The 18,668-nt window shown below is 61.4% G+C and carries 17 protein-coding genes; 5 read left to right on the forward strand and 12 right to left on the reverse strand.

Annotated features, from left to right (window positions below; genetic code table 11):
• Window positions 1–20 precede the first annotated feature (20 nt).
• The 3 genes from creC to MKZ87_RS16345 all read right to left on the reverse strand — a co-directional run bounded on the left by creC (window position 21) and on the right by MKZ87_RS16345 (window position 2,852).
• Window positions 21–1,436 (reverse strand): two-component system sensor histidine kinase CreC, encoded by a 1,416-nt coding sequence (gene creC, locus MKZ87_RS16335; RefSeq protein WP_085702860.1) that lies wholly within the window; start codon window positions 1,434–1,436, stop codon window positions 21–23.
• Window positions 1,436–2,116 carry a two-component system response regulator CreB gene (gene creB, locus MKZ87_RS16340; protein WP_085702861.1) on the reverse strand — a complete coding sequence of 227 codons (681 nt, stop codon included), beginning with the start codon at window positions 2,114–2,116 and terminating at the stop codon, window positions 1,436–1,438. The genes creC and creB overlap by 1 nt, the downstream gene beginning before the upstream one ends.
• Before the next feature lie 232 nt (window positions 2,117–2,348).
• Window positions 2,349–2,852: an ATP-dependent zinc protease gene (locus MKZ87_RS16345; RefSeq protein WP_085697759.1), complete on the reverse strand. Its 504-nt coding sequence runs from the start codon at window positions 2,850–2,852 to the stop codon at window positions 2,349–2,351.
• Window positions 2,853–3,090: 238 nt separating this feature from the next.
• On the opposite strand from MKZ87_RS16345, the gene MKZ87_RS16350 reads away from it, so the two are divergent.
• Window positions 3,091–3,978: an acyltransferase gene (locus MKZ87_RS16350; protein ID WP_085697760.1), complete on the forward strand. Its 888-nt coding sequence runs from the start codon at window positions 3,091–3,093 to the stop codon at window positions 3,976–3,978.
• Window position 3,979: 1 nt separating this feature from the next.
• Here MKZ87_RS16350 and MKZ87_RS16355 read toward each other — a convergent pair whose 3' ends face one another.
• Entirely contained in the window at window positions 3,980–4,537 is a 558-nt protein-coding gene (locus MKZ87_RS16355) for a DUF2780 domain-containing protein (RefSeq protein WP_039768021.1), read from the reverse strand.
• Window positions 4,538–5,120: 583 nt separating this feature from the next.
• On the opposite strand from MKZ87_RS16355, the gene MKZ87_RS16360 reads away from it, so the two are divergent.
• Entirely contained in the window at window positions 5,121–5,336 is a 216-nt protein-coding gene (locus MKZ87_RS16360) for a cold-shock protein (protein WP_085688552.1), read from the forward strand.
• Between the two features lie 72 nt (window positions 5,337–5,408).
• Here the strand turns inward: MKZ87_RS16360 and fdhA are convergent, their stop codons facing one another.
• The 8 genes from fdhA to MKZ87_RS16400 all read right to left on the reverse strand — a co-directional run bounded on the left by fdhA (window position 5,409) and on the right by MKZ87_RS16400 (window position 15,303).
• The gene (fdhA, locus tag MKZ87_RS16365) at window positions 5,409–6,608 is read right to left on the reverse strand and encodes a formaldehyde dehydrogenase, glutathione-independent (RefSeq protein ID WP_085688554.1); all 1,200 of its coding nucleotides are present in this window, start codon (window positions 6,606–6,608) and stop codon (window positions 5,409–5,411) included.
• A gap of 174 nt (window positions 6,609–6,782) precedes the next feature.
• Entirely contained in the window at window positions 6,783–7,640 is an 858-nt protein-coding gene (purU, locus tag MKZ87_RS16370; RefSeq protein ID WP_085688556.1) for a formyltetrahydrofolate deformylase, read from the reverse strand.
• 133 nt (window positions 7,641–7,773) lie between these two features.
• Window positions 7,774–8,406 (reverse strand): sarcosine oxidase subunit gamma, encoded by a 633-nt coding sequence (locus MKZ87_RS16375; RefSeq protein ID WP_085702862.1) that lies wholly within the window; start codon window positions 8,404–8,406, stop codon window positions 7,774–7,776.
• A 147-nt stretch (window positions 8,407–8,553) separates the two neighbouring features.
• A complete protein-coding gene (locus MKZ87_RS16380) occupies window positions 8,554–11,571 on the reverse strand; it encodes a sarcosine oxidase subunit alpha (protein WP_085654007.1) in 3,018 nt (1,005 codons plus the stop codon).
• Window positions 11,568–11,897, reverse strand: coding sequence for a sarcosine oxidase subunit delta (locus MKZ87_RS16385; protein WP_011336273.1), 330 nt, complete (start codon window positions 11,895–11,897; stop codon window positions 11,568–11,570). The genes MKZ87_RS16380 and MKZ87_RS16385 overlap by 4 nt, the downstream gene beginning before the upstream one ends.
• Window positions 11,898–11,911: 14 nt before the next feature.
• The gene (locus tag MKZ87_RS16390; protein WP_085688558.1) at window positions 11,912–13,162 is read right to left on the reverse strand and encodes a sarcosine oxidase subunit beta; all 1,251 of its coding nucleotides are present in this window, start codon (window positions 13,160–13,162) and stop codon (window positions 11,912–11,914) included.
• Between the two features lie 20 nt (window positions 13,163–13,182).
• The gene (glyA, locus tag MKZ87_RS16395) at window positions 13,183–14,436 is read right to left on the reverse strand and encodes a serine hydroxymethyltransferase (RefSeq protein WP_085697766.1); all 1,254 of its coding nucleotides are present in this window, start codon (window positions 14,434–14,436) and stop codon (window positions 13,183–13,185) included.
• A gap of 156 nt (window positions 14,437–14,592) precedes the next feature.
• Complete coding sequence (locus MKZ87_RS16400; protein WP_085702863.1) at window positions 14,593–15,303, reverse strand: TraX family protein; 711 nt, start codon at window positions 15,301–15,303, stop codon at window positions 14,593–14,595.
• 128 nt (window positions 15,304–15,431) lie between these two features.
• Here MKZ87_RS16400 and MKZ87_RS16405 point away from each other — a divergent pair, with 128 nt between their 5' ends.
• From MKZ87_RS16405 to MKZ87_RS16415, 3 genes are all read left to right on the forward strand, one after another.
• Window positions 15,432–16,472, forward strand: a complete 1,041-nt coding sequence (locus MKZ87_RS16405; protein ID WP_007959802.1) for a low specificity L-threonine aldolase — start codon at window positions 15,432–15,434, stop codon at window positions 16,470–16,472.
• 119 nt (window positions 16,473–16,591) lie between these two features.
• The gene (locus MKZ87_RS16410; RefSeq protein WP_085702864.1) at window positions 16,592–17,125 is read left to right on the forward strand and encodes an REP-associated tyrosine transposase; all 534 of its coding nucleotides are present in this window, start codon (window positions 16,592–16,594) and stop codon (window positions 17,123–17,125) included.
• A gap of 649 nt (window positions 17,126–17,774) precedes the next feature.
• The gene (locus MKZ87_RS16415; protein ID WP_085702865.1) at window positions 17,775–18,599 is read left to right on the forward strand and encodes an SDR family oxidoreductase; all 825 of its coding nucleotides are present in this window, start codon (window positions 17,775–17,777) and stop codon (window positions 18,597–18,599) included.
• Window positions 18,600–18,668: the final 69 nt, after the last annotated feature.

Genomic DNA, 18,668 nt, shown 5'->3' on the forward strand with positions numbered 1-18,668 from the left:
ATGTGGAGTTTGTGTGGAGACTACAACTGCAGAACGACTTCCACCCCGCCTTCAACGTTGCCGATGCGCAGCGAACCACCGTGCAACTTGACCACCTCTTCGACGAAGTTGAGCCCGAGACCGGTGCTTTTACGTCCGCTGTCCGGACGGGGCAAAGAGTAGAAGCGCTCGCTCAAGCGGGGTAAGGCATAGTCGGGAATCGGCGTGGTTTCGTTGAACAGTCGAAGCACGACCTGCTCGCCAACCCGCTCGGCACTGAAGCGCAGCGAACCGTTTTGCGGCGTGAAATCCAGCGCGTTTTCCAGCAGATTGGCCAGCGCCTGACGCAGCAGAAACGGCTCGCCGATCAACGCCAGATCCGGCGCGATGGTTTGCTCGATCCGCAGTTGCCGGCCTTCGATACGCGCCATTTGTGCCTGTAGCAACTCATTCACCAGCGCCGCCAACGGCACGGCGACGCGCTCCTCAAGGCCCTGCCGCTGCTCGACCTGGGCAAGGTTCAGCAGGCGTTCGATCAACTGCTGCATGCGGGCACTTTCATTGTCGATATTGCCGACGAAACGCAGGCGCTGATCCGTCGGCATCTCGCCCTGCAACAACTCGGCGGCACCGCGAATCGCCGCCAGCGGGCTCTTCAATTCATGGGTCAGGGTGTGCACATAGCGTTCGACGTAGGCCTTGCCTTCGAGCTGGATGCGCATCTGTTCCACGGCGGTCGCCAACTGCTCCAGCTCGCCACCGCGATAGTGCGGCACCGCCACCCGACGGCCCTCGCTCACCGCCTGGGCGTACACGGTCAAGCGGTGCAGCGCGCGGCTCAGCCACCACGACAGCCCGGCGCCCAACAGCAGGCCGAGGCCGATCAACCCAGCGCCGTAACCGAGCAAACGCCGTTCCGTGCGATCGACATAGGGTTGCAGTGAACTGTTGGGTTTGGCCACGGTGACCACGCCGATGATCGCGCCGTTGTCGCGGATCGGTGCGCCGACGTGCATCACTGAAGAGTTCGGGTCATTCGGGTCGCTGCGGCTGGAGCGTGCGCCGTACTCGCCGCGCAGGGTCAGGTAGACGTCGTTCCAGCGCGAGTAGTCCTGACCGACGGCCAGACCACTGGAGTCCAGCACCACAATGCCCTTGGCGTCGGTGACGTAGATGCGGTGGTTGACCTGGTTCTTCGCCAGGCCCCAGATTGTCGCCTTCGGCTGGCGCTCACCATAGGCGCGGAGCAATTCGGGCCAGCGGTTCTGATTGAGCGTGCCGGCCTTGAAATCGTCCCGCAGGATTTCCGCCATCAGGTTGGCGGTATCGACCAGGGTTTCTTCGGTGGACTGGCGCACGCCGGGGCGGATTTCTTCCATCACGGTGTTGAGCACGAAATACCCGGTCAGGCCGATGAACAGCACGTACACCAGGAAAATCCGCAGCCCCAGCGACATCAGCTGTGCCCCGGGCTGTAGCTGTAACCGAGGCCGCGATGGGTCTGGATCGGCTCGGCCTCGGCGCGCACCAGACGCAATTTGGCGCGCACGCTTTTGATATGGCTGTCGATGCTGCGCTCGTAACCGGCATCCGCCGCCACGCCCAGCGCATCAAGCAGTTGCTCGCGGCTGAACACCCGCTCGGGCTGTTCGAGCAGGCATTGCAGCAGGCGGAATTCGTGGCGGGTCAGGCTCAGGGGTTGGCCGCGATAGCTGATCTGTACGCGCTCGGGATCGATGCGAAACACTCCCGACCAGGCATCAGCTGGCGGACGTGGCGCCATGCGTTTGAGAATCGCCCGGACCCGGGCCGCCACTTCACGTGGGCTGAACGGCTTGACCACGTAATCGTCGGCGCCGATCTCCAGCCCCACCACGCGATCGATTTCGGCGTTGCGCGCGCTGAGAAACAGCACCGGCACTTCACTGAAACGACGCAACTGCTTGCAGGTTTCAAAGCCGCTGATGTCCGGCAGACCGATGTCGAGGATGATCAGATCCGCCGGGGTCTGGCGCTGATGCTCCAGCGCCGCCGCACCCAGATTCAGCCAGGTCGTGGTGAAGCCCTCGCCCTGCAAGGCAAAAATCAGCGTGTCGGCAATCGCCGCTTCGTCTTCGACAATCAGGATATGAGGCATGGCGTCCGAGCCTGTGGGTTAAGTGCGCGAACGGTGCCCCAAGCCCGGCGTTACGTCAATGAGACCACCAGCGTCGCGTCTCACAAATGCGTTCCTTTTTTGACGAGTGGCTGTTGTCGTCAGGCAAGGCGCCGCGACGAGTCATAGCCCGCTATGGCGAGGAGCGGCAACGCAGCATGACGGCAACAGACACCGTCAAAAAGGAACAGCATTTGCGAGACACGACGCTCGATCAGCAATCAGGTTTGTCCGCCGTGAAGCGCCGCGCCGGGTTCACCGCCGCGCCAAACTCACGCAGAGCCTTGGCGCCGATCAGCAACGGGTAGTTGAAGTTGCTGCGGTCGGTCAGGTTGACCTCCACGGTACGCTTGATGTCGCCCAGGCACAGCTCCAGATCGACCACCGGGCGCTTGGCCACTTCGGTGCTTTCGCCCTCGTCTTCTTCATCCGAGCGGCTCTTGATCTTGCTGATCCGCGCGACCTTGTGTTCGTACACCTTGTTGCTCGCGTCCTTGGTGGCCAGGCGGAAACGCACCCAGTCTTCGCCGTCGCGTTTGAACGTCTCGATGTCCTTGGCCGACAGCGAGGCGGTCAGCGCGCCGGTGTCCATCTTGGCCTTGAGCACTTCACCGCCGATTTCCGGCAGCGCGATGTATTCGTAACGACCGTACAGGGTCGGCTCGGCGGCGAGAACCGGCAGGGCTACGAGGGAAAGCAATGCAAGGAGGGATTTCACGTAAGGGGCTTCCTTGGGAAATGGGGGCGTCAGACGCGAGATTTTAGACCGTTGTTTACTTGATCGTTCCCACGCTCCGCGTGGGAATGCATCAGGTGACGCTCCGCGTCACAGGGACGCAGAGCGTGGGGACGATCAGGCTAACGCGCCAAAGGTGAAACATTCGTCACCGGACGATTTGGCCTGCTGGCCGAAGCCACTTATCATGGCGCGCCCATCCGTTTTCCAAGAGTTGCTTATGCGCCGCTTGCTCACCGGCTGTCTCGTCACCCTGCTGCTGTTGTCCAACACCCTCGTGCTCTTCGGCCCGCTGATGGTGTTCGCCCTGCTCAAGCTGGTCCTGCCGGGGCGCTTTCGCGACTACGCCTCGTGGGCGGTGATGTGGATCGCCGAAACCTGGGCAGAAATCGACAAGCTGATCTTTCGCCTGTGCATCCCCACCCAATGGGACATTCGCGGCGGCGAAGACCTGCGCAGCGACACTTCCTACCTGGTGATCAGCAACCATCAGTCCTGGGTCGATATTCCGGCGCTGATCCAGACCCTCAACCGGCGCACGCCGTTCTTCAAGTTCTTCCTCAAGAAAGAACTGATCTGGGTACCGTTCCTGGGCCTGGCCTGGTGGGCGCTGGATTACCCGTTCATGAAGCGCTACACCAAGGCGTTCCTGGCGAAGAACCCGGAGCTGGCCGGCAAGGATCTGGAAATCACCAAGGCTGCGTGCGAGCTGTTCAAGCGCCAGCCGGTGACGGTGGTGAATTATCTGGAAGGCACGCGTTACACGGCTGCCAAAAGCACTCAGCAGCAGTCACCGTTCAGCCACCTGCTCAAGCCCAAGGCGGGCGGCGTGGCGTTCGTACTGGCGGCGATGGGCGAACAGCTGGACGCGATTCTCGATGTGACCGTGGTTTATCCACAGCAGAAGATTCCGGGGTTCTGGGACCTGATCAGCGGCAACGTGCCGCGCGTGATCATCGACATCCAGACCCGCGAGCTGGATCCGGCCTTGTGGCAGGGCGATTACGAAAACGATCCGGTGTTTCGCGAGAAGGTCCAGAACTGGGTCAATCAGCTCTGGACCCTCAAGGATCAGCGCATCAACGAACTCAAGGACGAGCGCCGCTGAGTCAACCGTTGGTGCCGGTGCCCCAGATGCTGCCCAGGCTTTGCAGCAACGAACCACCGACACCCTGCTGACCAAGGTATTGCAGGAGGATCGGGGCAAACTGGCCGACCATCCCGCTGTCCATGCCCAACGCACCGAAGGCGTTGTTCAGGTCATTGGTGTCTTTGACGTTGCCCAGCGCATTTTCCAGCCCGGCTGACTTGCCGGACGAGCCGAGCAAGCCGCTCAACGCCGCCAGACTGCCAGCGCCGCCCGACAATTGGTCGATACCGGGCACTTCCTTGGCCAGTTCGGAATAATCAGTGCTGCTCAATTGGTTCTTCGCCAGGCCCAACATGGCACTGGTGCCACCCACGGCTTGTTGGGGCGTCAGGTCCAGCGCGCTCAGCGCACTCAACAAGCCAGCGGTTTCCGAGGTCGGCGCTGCGGTTGCAGCCTTGTCCCCGCCCTGCATGCCCGATACCACGCCGGCCACGTCGTTCAAACTGAAACCGGCAAACACCGGTCCTGCCGCCAGGGTCAGGAGCGATGCCAGGGCAAAACCGCGTGAAATCTTCATTCAGACATCCTCTTGTGGCGTGAAGATCGCCCGGATACTGGCGATCAAACTGCCGGTTTGACCGGGTAGGCGGCAGCATGTTCCGGCGTGCAACTGGATATTCACATCCTGTTTGTGAAGGAAGCGTGACGCGCTTTCAGCCGAAGGACCGACCCTTTATTTCTCACCTTCATAAAAAGGCGGGCGTTGATGCCGAAAGGATTTCTTTACCTGTCAGATATGACAGTTACCGAGTCATCGGAACTGGAATACGGTGAAGTGGCATCAATGATTCGGAAACAGCGAGGGTCAGGCGCCAGCCATTTGAATGGGAGATACGGCGATGGAAAAGCAATGCGTAGAGCGCAATGAAATACCAGACTCAAAAGTCTCGCCGATCATCTTCTGCATCGACCGGGGCCATCCGGACTTCAAACATATCAAAGCGGGGCGAAAGGTCACTTATGACCTTGTGCAAAGTGATAAAGGCCAGTTTTATGCAATCAACATCCGACTGGCTCAAGACGAGGACGTAGCCAGACCGGCTCGGTTCTCTAAGCTTTTGTAACGCGTCAATCAATCAAACGAAGCGGGAAGCACGAACATGTCAGATGAAAGAGTGAAAGGAACCGTCAAATGGTTCAATGATGAAAAAGGGTTCGGATTCATTACCCCACAAGGTGGAGGCGATGACCTTTTTGTCCATTTCAAAGCGATCCAGAGTGACGGCTTCAAAAGCCTTAAAGAAGGGCAGTCCGTGAGTTTCGTTGCAAGAAAAGGACAGAAGGGAATGCAGGCAGAAGAGGTTCGGCCGGAATAAAACACCCGAAGCTTTTCGTCTTCCAATAAAAAACGGCGACCCGAGGTCGCCGTTTTTTTATTGCCTCATCGCTTACGCCGCACTGAACAACTTGTGCGGATCAATCACAAACTTCTTAGGTACACCCGCATCGAATTCGCCGTAGCCTTCCGGCGCCTGGTCGAGGCTGATGACCTGCACGCCCACCACTTCGGCGATGTTGATGCGGTCCCACATGATCGCCTGCATCAGCTGGCGGTTGTACTTCATCACCGGGGTCTGGCCAGTGTGGAAGCTGTGGGATTTCGCCCAGCCTAGGCCGAAGCGGATGCTCAGGCTGCCCATTTTCGCGGCGGCATCGACAGCGCCCGGATCTTCGGTCACGTACAGGCCCGGAATACCGATCTTGCCGGCGACACGCACCACGCCCATCAGCGAGTTGAGCACCGTGGCCGGGGCTTCGGATTTGACGCCGTCGTGACCATGGCCGCGAGCTTCGAAGCCGACGCAGTCCACCGCGCAATCCACTTCAGGCTCGCCCAGCAATGCAGCGATCTGTTCGTGCAACGGGGTGTCTTTCGACAGGTCAACAATCTCGAAACCCTGAGCCTTGGCGTGGGCCAGGCGGATGGTATTGACGTCTCCGACGATCACCACCGCCGCGCCGAGCAAACGGGCGGAGGCGGCTGCGGCCAGACCGACCGGACCTGCACCCGCGATGTAAACGGTGCTGCCCGGACCAACGCCGGCGGTAACGGCGCCGTGGTAACCGGTCGGCAGAATGTCGGAGAGGCAGGTCAGGTCACGGATTTTCTCCATGGCCTTGTCGCGGTCCGGCAGTTTCAGCAGGTTGAAGTCGGCGTACGGCACCAGCACGTATTCGGCCTGGCCGCCGGTCCAGTCGCCCATGTCGACGTAACCGTAGGCACCGCCGGCGCGGGCCGGGTTGACGGTCAGGCAGACGCCGGTGTGTTGCTCCTTGCAGGAACGGCAGCGCCCGCAAGCCACGTTGAACGGAACGGACACCAGGTCGCCGATTTTCAGGTTTTCGACGTCGCTGCCCTTCTCGATCACTTCACCGGTGATCTCGTGCCCCAGCACCAGACCGACCTGGGCGGTAGTACGGCCGCGCACCATGTGCTGGTCGGATCCGCAAATATTGGTTGAAACCACACGCAGGATGACGCCGTGCTCGATCTTCCTGCCGCGCGGGTCCTGCATTTTCGGATAGTCGATTTTCTGTACTTCGACCTTGCCAGCGCCGAGATACACCACACCACGATTGCCAGACATGCTTTCACCTCGCTGTTGTTTTTATGGAACCGCGCCGCCCAGGCAGGCAGCGCGTTAAGTGCTCGGGTACAGATGCTGATTCTTGTGTTGCCTGTTATGGCCTCATCGCCAGCAAGCTCGCTCCCACAGGGGTACGCATTCCAATGTGGGAGCGAGCTTGCTCGCGAAAGCGATCTAGAGAACGACCGTGCGATTGGCGTTCAAAAACACCCTCCGCTCAATGTGATACCCCACCGCCCGGGCCAAGGTCAGGCCTTCGATATCACGCCCCTTGGCGATCAGGTCTTCGGGGTAATGACTGTGATCCACCGCCTCGACGCCCTGGGCGATGATCGGCCCCTCGTCGAGGTCGTTGTTAATGTAATGCGCCGTGGCGCCCACCAGTTTCACGCCCTTGTTGTAGGCCTGGTGATACGGCTTGGCGCCCTTGAAGCCCGGCAGCAGCGAGTGGTGAATGTTGATCGCCTTGCCATCGAGCTTGCGGCACAGCTCCGGTGACAGCACCTGCATGTAGCGGGCGAGAATCACCAGTTCAGCGCCGGCCTCCTCGATCACCTGCCACACCTGCCGTTCCTGGGCGGGTTTGTCGTTGGGGTCGAGGGGGAAATGGTAGTAGGGAATCTGGTGCCAGTCGGCCAGCGGCTTGAGGTCCGGGTGGTTGGAGACCACCGCCGCCACATCCATCGACAACTGGCCGATGCGCTGGCGGTAGAGCAAGTCGTTGAGGCAGTGATCGGCCTTGGAAACCATGATCACCACTTTTGGCCGGTAGTTCGGCGCGGTCAGCTCGAAGATCATGCCGAACGCCTGACCGCGTTCGGCGAGGCCGGCGCGGAAGGATTGCTCGTCGAAGCCTTCGGGCTGACGGAATTCCACCCGAATGAAGAACCGGCCCGAAAGCCGGTCATCGAACGAGTGGTGCTCGGTGACGTAACAGCCCTGCTCGAACAGAAAACGCGTCACCGCGTCCACGGTGCCGAGAACGCTGGGGCAGTCGGCGGTCAGAATCCATGTATCCGGGGCGCGGCTCATCGTTTTCTCCTGGGTCTGGCCTCTGATCGTTCCCATTGCTCTGCGTGGGAATGCCGCAATGGACGCTCTGCGTCCGTTCTTGGGACGCGGAGCGTCCCGGGATGCATTCCCACGCAAAGCGTGGGAACGATCATTACGCCTGAACGCTTAGGCCGTATTCGGCAGACGCATCCTGCAACCACAACCACCAGTAATCCGAGAAGCTGCGACGGATCAGCAGTTCCCAGGTGTCTTCGGCGGTGTGGCGAATCATCAGCTGCGACTTGGCGAACACCGTGCCAACGGCCTTGCCGACCGGGAAGTTGTTCGGGTGCACGTCGTAGCTGGTGGATTTCATCAGCACCTGACGCACGTTCGGGCCGCTCAGTTCGAGTATTTGCTGCCCGCCGCTGACGTTGACGATTGCGATGTGCAGATCGCCCAGCGCTTCGCGCAGTTTCTGCTCGGCGGCGAATTCTTCACCGCTCGGCACGATCAGCAGCCACTCATCCGGCCCCATCCATTGCAGGCTGGTTTCGCCTTTGACGATCACGCTCAGGGCGCCCGGCAATTCGATGCCCAGCGCTTTGTGCACGCCGGCAGCGAACGCGACATCGTGACCGTCGCCACGGATGGTCAGATGGCCGAGGAGTTTCTTCTCGCGCACGGTCACGCCGGCGGTCTTGCGGCCCTTGCCGACCAGGCTGGCGAGGTCGGCGTGATGCAGCGACGACTCGGCCTTGGCCCCGTTGGTCGGGCGTTGTTGGTAAACGTTGGCTGCGGTCATAAAGCACCTATTCTTTTGTTTGATCGTTCCCACGCTCTGCGTGGGAATGCCGCCATGGACGCTCTGCGTCCGCTCTTGGGACGCGGAGCGTCCCGGGATGCATTCCCACGCAGACGGTTCGACGCCTCGACGTGGGAACGATCAGTGTCAAATGTTCTGGCGATCGCCTTTCGGATCGAAGAACACCGAAGAAACGATTTCCGCCTCGATCACGCTGCCGTCCGCCAGCGGTGCGAACACCCGCTCGCCCATGCGCTTCAGACCGCCCTTCACCACGCCCATGGCAAACGAATAGCCGAGGGAGTTGTGCGCGTAGCTGGAGGTCACGTGGCCGACCATGGTCATCGGGATCGACTGCTTGGTGTTGAACACCAGCTGTGCACCTTCCGGCAGCCACACGTTCGGATCGATCGGCTTCAGGCCCACCAGTTGTTTACGCTGGTCACGCACGCAGTCTTCACGGTTCATGCCGCGCTGGCCGATCCACGAGAACGGCTTGGTGCGACCGACACACCAACCCATGTTCAGGTCGTCCGGGGTCATCGAGCCGTCGGTGTCCTGGCCGACGATGATGAAGCCCTTCTCGGCCCGCAGCACGTGCATGGTCTCGGTGCCATACGGGGTCAGGTTGTACTGCTTGCCCGCCTCGACGATTTTTTCCAGCACGCCCATCGCGTAGTCGGCCTGGACGTTGACTTCGTACGACAGCTCACCGGTGAACGAGATGCGGAACACCCGTGCCGGCACACCGCCGACCAGACCTTCTTTCCAGGTCATGAACGGGAACGCTTCGTTGGCCAGATCGATGTCGGTCACGGCGCTGAGCAGCTTGCGGCTGTTCGGGCCGGACAGGGTCATGGTCGCCCAGTGGTCGGTGACGGAGGTGAAATAAACCTTCAGGTCCGGCCATTCGGTCTGGTGGTACAGCTCCAGCCACTGCAGGACGCGAGCCGCGCCGCCGGTGGTGGTGGTCATGACGAAATGGTTGTCGGCCAGACACGCCGTCACACCGTCGTCGAAGACCATGCCGTCTTCCTTGCACATCAGGCCGTAACGGGCCTTGCCCACGTCGAGCTTGGTCCAGGCGTTGGTGTACACGCGGTTGAGGAACTCGCGGGCGTCCGGGCCCTGGATGTCGATCTTGCCCAGGGTCGAGGCGTCCAGCAGGCCAACGCTGTCGCGCACAGCCTTGCATTCGCGTTTGACCGCGGCATGCATGTCTTCGCCGTTTTTCGGGAAGTACCACGGACGTTTCCACTGACCGACGTCTTCGAACTCGGCGCCGTTTTTCAGGTGCCATTGATGCAGCGCGGTGTAGCGCACCGGTTCGAAGATGTGCCCGCAGTGACGGCCGGCTACCGCGCCGAATGTCACCGGCGTGTAGTTCGGACGGAACATCGTGGTGCCCATCTGCGGGATGGTCACGTTCAGCGAACGGGCGGCAATCGCCAGGCCGTTGACGTTGCCGAGCTTGCCCTGATCGGTGCCGAAGCCCAGCGCGGTGTAGCGTTTGACGTGCTCGACCGATTCGAAACCTTCGCGGGTCGCCAGTTCGATGGCGGCGGCGGTCACGTCGTTCTGCAGGTCGACGAATTGCTTCGGCGCCCGGGAAGTACCTTTCTCGTGCGGCACCTGGAACAGCGCCAGGGTGGGTTCTTCGAGACGGCTCAGGGCTTTCGGCAACACGGCTTCAACGGTCTGGAAACCGGCTTCGGACGCAGCGCGCACGCCGCCTTCAAAACCGTCAGCCAGCGAATCGCCAAGACCGTAGACGCCGTTGATGCCACCGACGCACACGCGTTTTTGCGGTGCTTCGCCCGGTACGAAACCGAGGATGTCTTCGCGCCAGATCGGCTTGCCGCCAAGGTGCGACGCCAGGTGAACCACCGGGCTGTAACCGCCGGAGCTGGCGATCAGGTCGCAGTCGAGCCATTCGCCCGGGCTGGTGACCTTGTGGCCTTTGACATCGATCGCCGCCACGCGGGCAGCGGTGACGTGCTTGCTGCCACGGGCCTCGATCACGGCGCTGCCGGTGAGGATGCGAATGCCTTTGGCGCGCGCTTCTTCCACCAGTGCACCACGCGGATTGCTGCGCGCGTCGGCGATGGCGACCACTTGCAGGCTGGCGTCGAGCCAGTCCAGCGCCACCCGATAGGCGTGATCGTTGTTGGTCGACAGCACCAGCTTTTTGCCCGGTGCCACGCCGTAACGGCGCACGTAGGTCGACACTGCGCCGGCGAGCATGTTGCCCGGCACGTCGTTGTTGCCGTAGACCAGCGGACGCTCGTGAGCGCCGGTCGCCAGCACCACACGCTTGGCGCGGACGCGGTGAATGCGCTGACGCACCTGGCCGATCGGAGCACGGTCACCGAGGTGATCGGTGAGGCGTTCGTGAATGGTCAGGAAGTTGTGGTCGTGGTAACCGTTGACCGTGGCGCGCGGCAACAGCAGCACGTCCGGAGTGTTCTTCAATTCAGCGATGACACTGGCCACCCACTCCATCGCAGGCTTGCCGTCGAGGCTTTCGCGGGAGTCGAGCAGGCTGCCGCCGAACTCTTCCTGTTCATCGGCGATGATCACCCGCGCACCGCTGCGCGCAGCCGCCAGCGCAGCGGCCAGACCGGCCGGGCCGGCGCCGACGATCAGCACGTCGCAGTGCTGGTTCATGTAGTCGTAGGTGTCCGGATCGACCTCGGTCGGCGAGCGACCTAAACCTGCAGCCTTGCGGATGTACTTCTCGTAAGTCATCCAGAACGATTGCGGATACATGAAGGTTTTGTAGTAGAAACCCGGTGGCATCAGCTTGCCGCCGACCTTGCCGAGAATCCCCATCATGTCGTTGTTGACGCTCGGCCAGCCGTTGGTGCTGGTGGCGACCAGGCCCTGGTACAACGCCTGTTGCGTGGCGCGCACATTGGGAATCTGGGTGGCTTCGGTTGCGCCGATCTGCAGCACCGCGTTCGGCTCTTCGGCACCGGCGGCGAAGATGCCGCGTGGACGCGAATACTTGAAGCTGCGGCCAATGATGTCGACGCCGTTGGCCAGCAGGGCTGCGGCCAGCGAGTCGCCTTCGAAACCTTTGTAGGTCTGGCCGTTGAAGGTGAAGCTCAGCACTTTGTTGCGGTCGATCCGTCCACCGTTGGACAGGCGATTGGTCTGGCTCATACCTTCTCTCCCAGCGCCGTCGTGGCTGTTTTCGCAGTGTCAGCCTTGTCGGTGAATTGCGGCTTGGTGCCGATCTTGTAGGTTTCGAGAATCTCGTAGGTCACGGTGTCGCGGGTGACGTTGAAGTACTGGCGGCAACCGGCGACGTGATCCCACAACTCGTGGTGCAGACCGCGAGGGTTGTCACGGAAGAACATGTAGTCGCCCCACTCCTCGTCGGTGCAGCTGTTCGGATCCAGCGGACGCGGAATGTGCGCCTGGCCGGATGCATGGAATTCCTCTTCGGAGCGCAGTTCGCCGCAGTGAGGACAGAAGATATGCAACATGGGGATTTCTCCTGTTAGTGGGCGACAGCCGCAGCGCCGTGTTCATCGATCAACGCACCGCTGTGGAAACGGTCGATGGAGAAAGGTGCGGCCAGCGGGTGCATTTCACCCTTGGCCAGACTCGCGGCAAACACGTTGCCCGAACCCGGTGTGGCCTTGAAGCCGCCGGTGCCCCAACCGCAGTTGAAGAACATGTTCGGCACCGGGGTTTTCGAAATGATCGGGCAGGCGTCCGGCGTGGTGTCGACGATGCCGCCCCATTGACGGTTCATGCGCACCCGCGACAGCACCGGGAACATCTCGACGATGGCCTGGATGGTGTGCTCGATCACCGGGTACGAACCGCGCTGGCCGTAGCCGTTGTAGCCGTCGATACCGGCGCCGATCACCAGGTCGCCCTTGTCGGACTGGCTGATGTAACCGTGCACGGCGTTGGACATGATCACGCTGTCGATGATCGGTTTGATCGGCTCGGACACCAGCGCCTGCAACGGGTGGGATTCGATCGGCAGACGGAAACCGGCGAGTTTGGCCATGTGCCCGGAGTTACCGGCGGTCACCACGCCGACGCGCTTGGCGCCGATGAAACCCTTGTTGGTTTCAACGCCGATGCACACGCCGTTTTCCTTGCGGAAACCGATCACTTCGGTCTGCTGGATCAGGTCCACGCCCAAGGCGTCGGCGGCACGGGCAAAGCCCCACGCCACGGCATCGTGACGGGCCACGCCGCCGCGACGCTGAACGGTTGCGCCCATCACCGGGTAGCGGGTGTTTTTCGAGCAGTCGAGGTACGGAATTTCGTCCGCGACTTGCTTGGCGTTGAGCAGTTCGCCGTCCACGCCGTTGAGGCGGTTGGCGCTGACCCGACGCTCGGAATCACGGATGTCCTGCAGGGTGTGGCACAGGTTGTAGACGCCGCGCTGGGAGAACATCACGTTGTAGTTCAGGTCTTGCGAAAGGCCTTCCCACAGTTTCATCGCGTGTTCGTACAGGTGCGCCGATTCGTCCCACAGGTAGTTGGAGCGGACGATGGTGGTGTTGCGCGCGGTGTTACCGCCGCCCAGCCAACCCTTCTCGACCACGGCCACGTTGGTGATGCCGTGTTCTTTGGCCAGATAGTAGGCCGTCGCCAGACCGTGCCCGCCGCCGCCGACAATGACCACGTCGTAGACCTTTTTCGGGGTCGGCGTGCGCCACATACGCTGCCAGTTTTCGTGGTGGCTGAGGGAGTGTTTGAAGAGGCCGAAGCCCGAATAGCGTTGCATAGTCATGTACTCCAGAACGCTCAGCGATAAACCGGGAAGTCAGCGCACAGGGCCGAAACCTGCTGGGCGACGTTGGCCTCGACATCGGCATCGCCGAGGTTGTCGAGGATGTCGCAGATCCAGCCGGCCAGCGTCACGCACTGGGTCACCTTGAAGCCGCGGGTGGTCACCGCCGGGGTGCCGATGCGCAGGCCGGAGGTGACGAACGGCGACTGCGGGTCGTTCGGTACGGCGTTCTTGTTGACGGTGATGTGCGCGCGACCGAGGGCGGCGTCTGCGTCTTTACCGGTGAGGCCCTGACGGATCAGGCTGACCAGGAACAGGTGGTTGTCGGTGCCGCCGGACACTACATCGTAGCCACGTTTGATAAAGACGCTCGCCATCGCCTGAGCGTTGTCGATCACTTGTTGCTGATAGGCCTTGAAGCCAGGCTCCAGCGCTTCCTTGAAGCACACGGCCTTGCCGGCGATGACGTGCATCAGCGGGCCGCCCTGGGCGCCGGGGAATACCGCCGCGTTGAGCTTTTTCTCGATCTCTTCGTTCGCCTTGGCCAGGATCAGGCCGCCACGCGGACCGCGCAGGGTCTTGTGGGTGGTGGTGGTGACCACATCGGCGTACGGCAGCGGGTTCGGGTACAGACCGGCGGCCACCAGACCGGCAACGTGGGCCATGTCGACGAACAGCAGCGCGCCAACCTTGTCGGCGATCTGACGGAAGCGCGGGAAATCGAGGGTTTTCGAGTAGGCCGAGAAACCGGCGACGATCATTTTCGGTTTGTGCTCGACGGCCAGACGCTCGACTTCGTCGTAATCGATCAGGCCGGTGTTGGTGTCGATGCCGTACTGCACGGCGTTGTACAACTTGCCCGAGGACGAAACCTTGGCGCCGTGGGTCAGGTGACCGCCGTGGGCCAGGCTCATGCCGAGAATGGTGTCGCCTGCTTGCAGCAGGGCCAGGTACACGGCGCTGTTGGCCGAGGAACCGGAGTGCGGCTGGACGTTGGCGTAATCGGCGCCGAACAGTTGCTTGGCGCGTTCGATGGCCAGCGCTTCGACCTTGTCGACGTGCTCGCAGCCACCGTAGTAGCGCTTGCCCGGATAGCCTTCGGCGTATTTGTTGGTCAGGCCGCTGCCTTGCGCTTCCATCACGCGTTTGCTGGTGTAGTTCTCCGACGCGATCAGCTCGATGTGATCTTCCTGACGTTGCTCCTCGGCATTCATCGCCGCCAGCAGTGCATCGTCGTAACCCTGGATCCGGTCTTGCTTGCTGAACATCGCGTCTCTCCCAGCGGCATCTGTGCGCCATTCGTCTCGGTAAGGCACGGCGTTCAGCCAGTGCCCTTTGATGCGATGGTATGGCCGGCGCAGGGAGGTCAAATGCCTACGGACGCCACGCAAAGGTGCGTTTACGACATGGCGGGGACGACGGACTCAAACAAGCAGCTGGCGCAAGGCCAGAAGGACCATGAAATGCGCGGGATAGAGCGCATACGCCCAGCGCCGCATGGGTGGCGCGTGGAGGTAAGTGGCGTGTCGCAACAGGAACATTCCGAGCAGTGGCGCCATCAGGCAGGTCGCAAGCCCGAAGATGGCGACGATGTTGCCGAACTGCGCGGCTTCGTACAGCACCCGCCATTGATTCGCGGCCACACACACCAGCCCTGGTAGCAGGCTGAAATACCAGGGCCGATGAAATACCAACAACATCGCCAGCGGCAGCAGGACGCCGAACAGACCGAACATCAGCCGCTCCGGGAACATCGCCGCCGCCAGTAAGGCTCCGACTCCCAGCAGGCGTGAAATCAGCACTCGATCCTGCCAGCCTCGCACCACCAGCAAACCCAGCGCCAGCGTGGGCATCACGTTCAAGGTGTCGGGCGCGGGAATGTACAGACGGTAGGGAATTTCACTGATAGCGCTGAACAGCAGCAACCAGCCCAGATAGCGCCATTCGGTCTTGCGTGCGCCGTCCCGCGTCAGATTCGCCGCCATCGCCAGGCAGAACCACGGGAACGCCAGCCGTCCCGGCACATACAGCCAATCGGCGCTGATCCCGACATATCGCAGGTGATCGAGCAGCATGCTCAGCAGCGCCAGCCACTTGAGCAGATCGAGTGCGCCGTCGCGCCGGCTCAGGTGCATAATCGGCTCGCATCCTTGTAAAGTTTTGACAGCGACATCCCGTGTGCTCCCCGGATGATCTTCGGTACAGTGCGCACCATCATTGACCCCACGAAGCGCCACAAGCGCCTCGATTACGGAAGCCGGCCATGACCGACAAGAGCCAACAATTCGCCAGCGACAACTATTCCGGTATCTGCCCTGAAGCCTGGGCTGCCATGGAACAGGCCAACCACGGCCACCAGCGCGCCTATGGCGACGATGAGTGGACAGCACGCGCCTCCGATTATTTCCGCAAGCTGTTCGAGACCGACTGCGAAGTGTTCTTCGCCTTCAACGGCACCGCCGCCAACTCCCTCGCGCTGTCGTCGCTGTGCCAGAGTTACCACAGCGTCATCTGCTCGGAAACCGCCCACGTCGAAACCGACGAATGCGGCGCACCGGAATTTTTCTCCAACGGTTCGAAACTGCTGATCGCCGGCACTGAAAACGGCAAGATCACCCCGGCCTCGATCCGCGAAGTCGCGCTCAAGCGCCAGGACATCCACTACCCGAAACCGCGCGTGGTGACCCTGACCCAGGCCACCGAAGTCGGCAGCGTCTACACCCCGGAAGAAGTCCGCGCCATCAGCGACACCTGCAAGGAACTGGGCTTGAACCTGCACATGGACGGCGCGCGCTTTTCCAACGCCTGCGCCTTCCTCGGCTGCTCGCCGGCGGACCTGACCTGGAAGGCCGGCGTCGACGTACTGTGCTTCGGCGGCACGAAAAACGGCATGGCGGTGGGTGAAGCGATCCTGTTCTTCAACCACAAACTGGCCGAAGACTTCGACTACCGCTGCAAACAGGCCGGGCAACTGGCTTCGAAGATGCGCTTCCTGTCGGCGCCGTGGGTCGGCATCCTGGAAAACGACGCCTGGCTCAAATACGCCCGCCACGCCAACCACTGCGCGCAACTGCTGGCTGAACTGGTCAGCGACATCCCGGGCGTGGAACTGATGTTTCCGGTCCAGGCCAACGGCGTGTTCCTGCAACTCTCGGAACCGGCCATTGCCGCCCTGACCGCTCGCGGCTGGCGCTTCTACACCTTCATCGGCAAGGGCGGCGCCCGCTTCATGTGCTCGTGGGACACCGAAGAAGAACGCGTACGCGAACTGGCGCGCGACATCCGCGAAGTCATGTCGGCCTGATCGCCTCCCCGTGGCGTTGATCGTTCCCACGTCGAGGCGTCGAACCGTCTGCGTGGGAATGCATCCGGGGACGCTCCGCGTTCCTCTCAGCAGCACCGCAAGATTCAAGGATGAATCCCATGGGCCGAAGCCGCTACACCATCACCGAATCCGACAAACCTCACTTCCTGACCTGCACGCTGGTGGAGTGGCTGCCACTGTTCGTTCGTCCCTACCTCGTCGACCACCTGCTCAACTGTTGGCGTTATCAACAAACCCATCAGGAGCTGAAGCTCTACGGCTACGTGATCCTGGAAAACCACCTGCACTTCGTCGCCCAGGCGCCTGACCTGAGTAAATGCCTGAGCCAGTTCAAATCCTTCACCGCTCGACAGATCATTGATGATCTGCAAAGTAAGGGTGCAGAAAGAGCATTGAATCGGCTTCGCTTCAGCAAACGGGCACACAAGGAAGATCGGGTGTATCAGATGTGGCAGGAAGGTGCTCACGCAGAGATGGTCTACAGCGAAGAAGTCATGCGCCAGAAACTCGATTACATCCACAACAACCCGGTAAAGCGCGGTTATGTCGAGTTGCCTGAGCACTGGCGGTATTCGAGTGCCCGAAATTATGCAGGGCTGGAGGGGTTGATCGAGGTTCAGCGCTGGTACTGAAGCCCCCGATATCCCACCCGCAGATCGTTCCCATGCTCCGCGTGGGAATACCTCCCGGGACGCTCCGCGTTCCTGCCGCACCACCGACGCAACGCCTGCCACCGTCATGACGCGGAGCGTCAAAGGCTGCATTCCCACGCGGAGCGTGGGAACGATCACTACTCATAGCGACAACTGAATTTCCTACCGCCGCCACAGACATCGGCCTCCCTACTCCGATCGTTCCCATGCTCCGCGTGGGAATGCATACCGGGACGCTCCGCGTTCCTGCTGCACCGCCGATGCAACGCTTGCCACCGTCATGACGCGGAGCGTCGAAGGCTGCATTCCCGCGCGGAGCGTGGGAACGATCACTACTCAAAGCGACAACTGCATTCCTACCGCCGCCACAGACGCCTATTCACGCACGGTCACATCGGCCTCCCTACTCCGATCGTTCCCATGCTCCGCGTGGGAATGCCTCCCGGGACGCTCCGCGTTCCTGCCACACCACCGACGCAACGCCTGCCACCGTCATGACGCGGAGCGTCGAAGGCTGTATTCCCGCGCGGAGCGTGGGAACGATCAGGCTCCCCCCTTCCATTTCAGCTCCATCGTCTACATTGTTTGTCGAGCCTTCGCTCGCATAACAATAAGCAGGAGCTTGCGCATGTCGCTAAAAGGCAAAACCTTGTTCATCACTGGCGCCAGCCGTGGCATCGGGCGCGAGATTGCGCTGCGGGCTGCGCGGGACGGGGCCAATATCGTGATCGCGGCCAAGAGCGCCGAACCGCATGCCAAATTGCCCGGCACCATTCACAGTGTCGCGGCGGAAGTCGAAGCGGCCGGTGGCAAGGCCCTGGCGCTGCAACTGGATGTGCGGGAGGAAGAGGCGGTATGTCAGGCACTGGCCCAGGCCAACGAACATTTCGGCGGGATCGATGCACTGGTGAACAATGCCGGGGCGATCAAGTTGACCGGTGTGCAACACATCGAACTCAAGCGCTTCGACCTGATGCACCAGATCAACACCCGCGCGGTGCTGCTGTGCAGCCAGGCGGCCCTGCCCTATCTGAAAAAATCCTCCGGGCACATTCTCAACCTGTCGCCGCCACTGAACATGGCCAGTAAATGGTTCGCCCAGTACAGCCCGTACACGGTGACCAAATACGGCATGAGCATGCTGACGGTGGGCATGAGCGAGGAATTCGCCAGCTACGGGATCAGTGTCAATTCGCTGTGGCCGCAAACCATGATTGCCACGGCGGCGATCGAGTTTCAGTTGGGCAATCGGGAGTCGTTCAAGCATGCGAGGACGCCGGCGATCATGGCGGATGCGGCGCATGTGATTTTGAGCAGCAGTGGGCGGCAGATTACCGGACGGTTGTTGATTGATGAGGAGATTTTGCGGGAGAGCGGTGTGACCGGGTTCGATCATTACCGTTTTGAACGAGAAAGCGACGTGGCACTAATGCCAGATTTGTTTATCGACTGAGAAAAGCCCCTCACCCTAACCCTCTCCCAAAGGGAGAGGGAACTGATTGGGGGATGCTCAAGAAATACA

The sequence above is a fragment of the Pseudomonas sp. MCal1 genome, from assembly GCF_026341415.1.
Lineage (GTDB): Bacteria > Pseudomonadota > Gammaproteobacteria > Pseudomonadales > Pseudomonadaceae > Aquipseudomonas.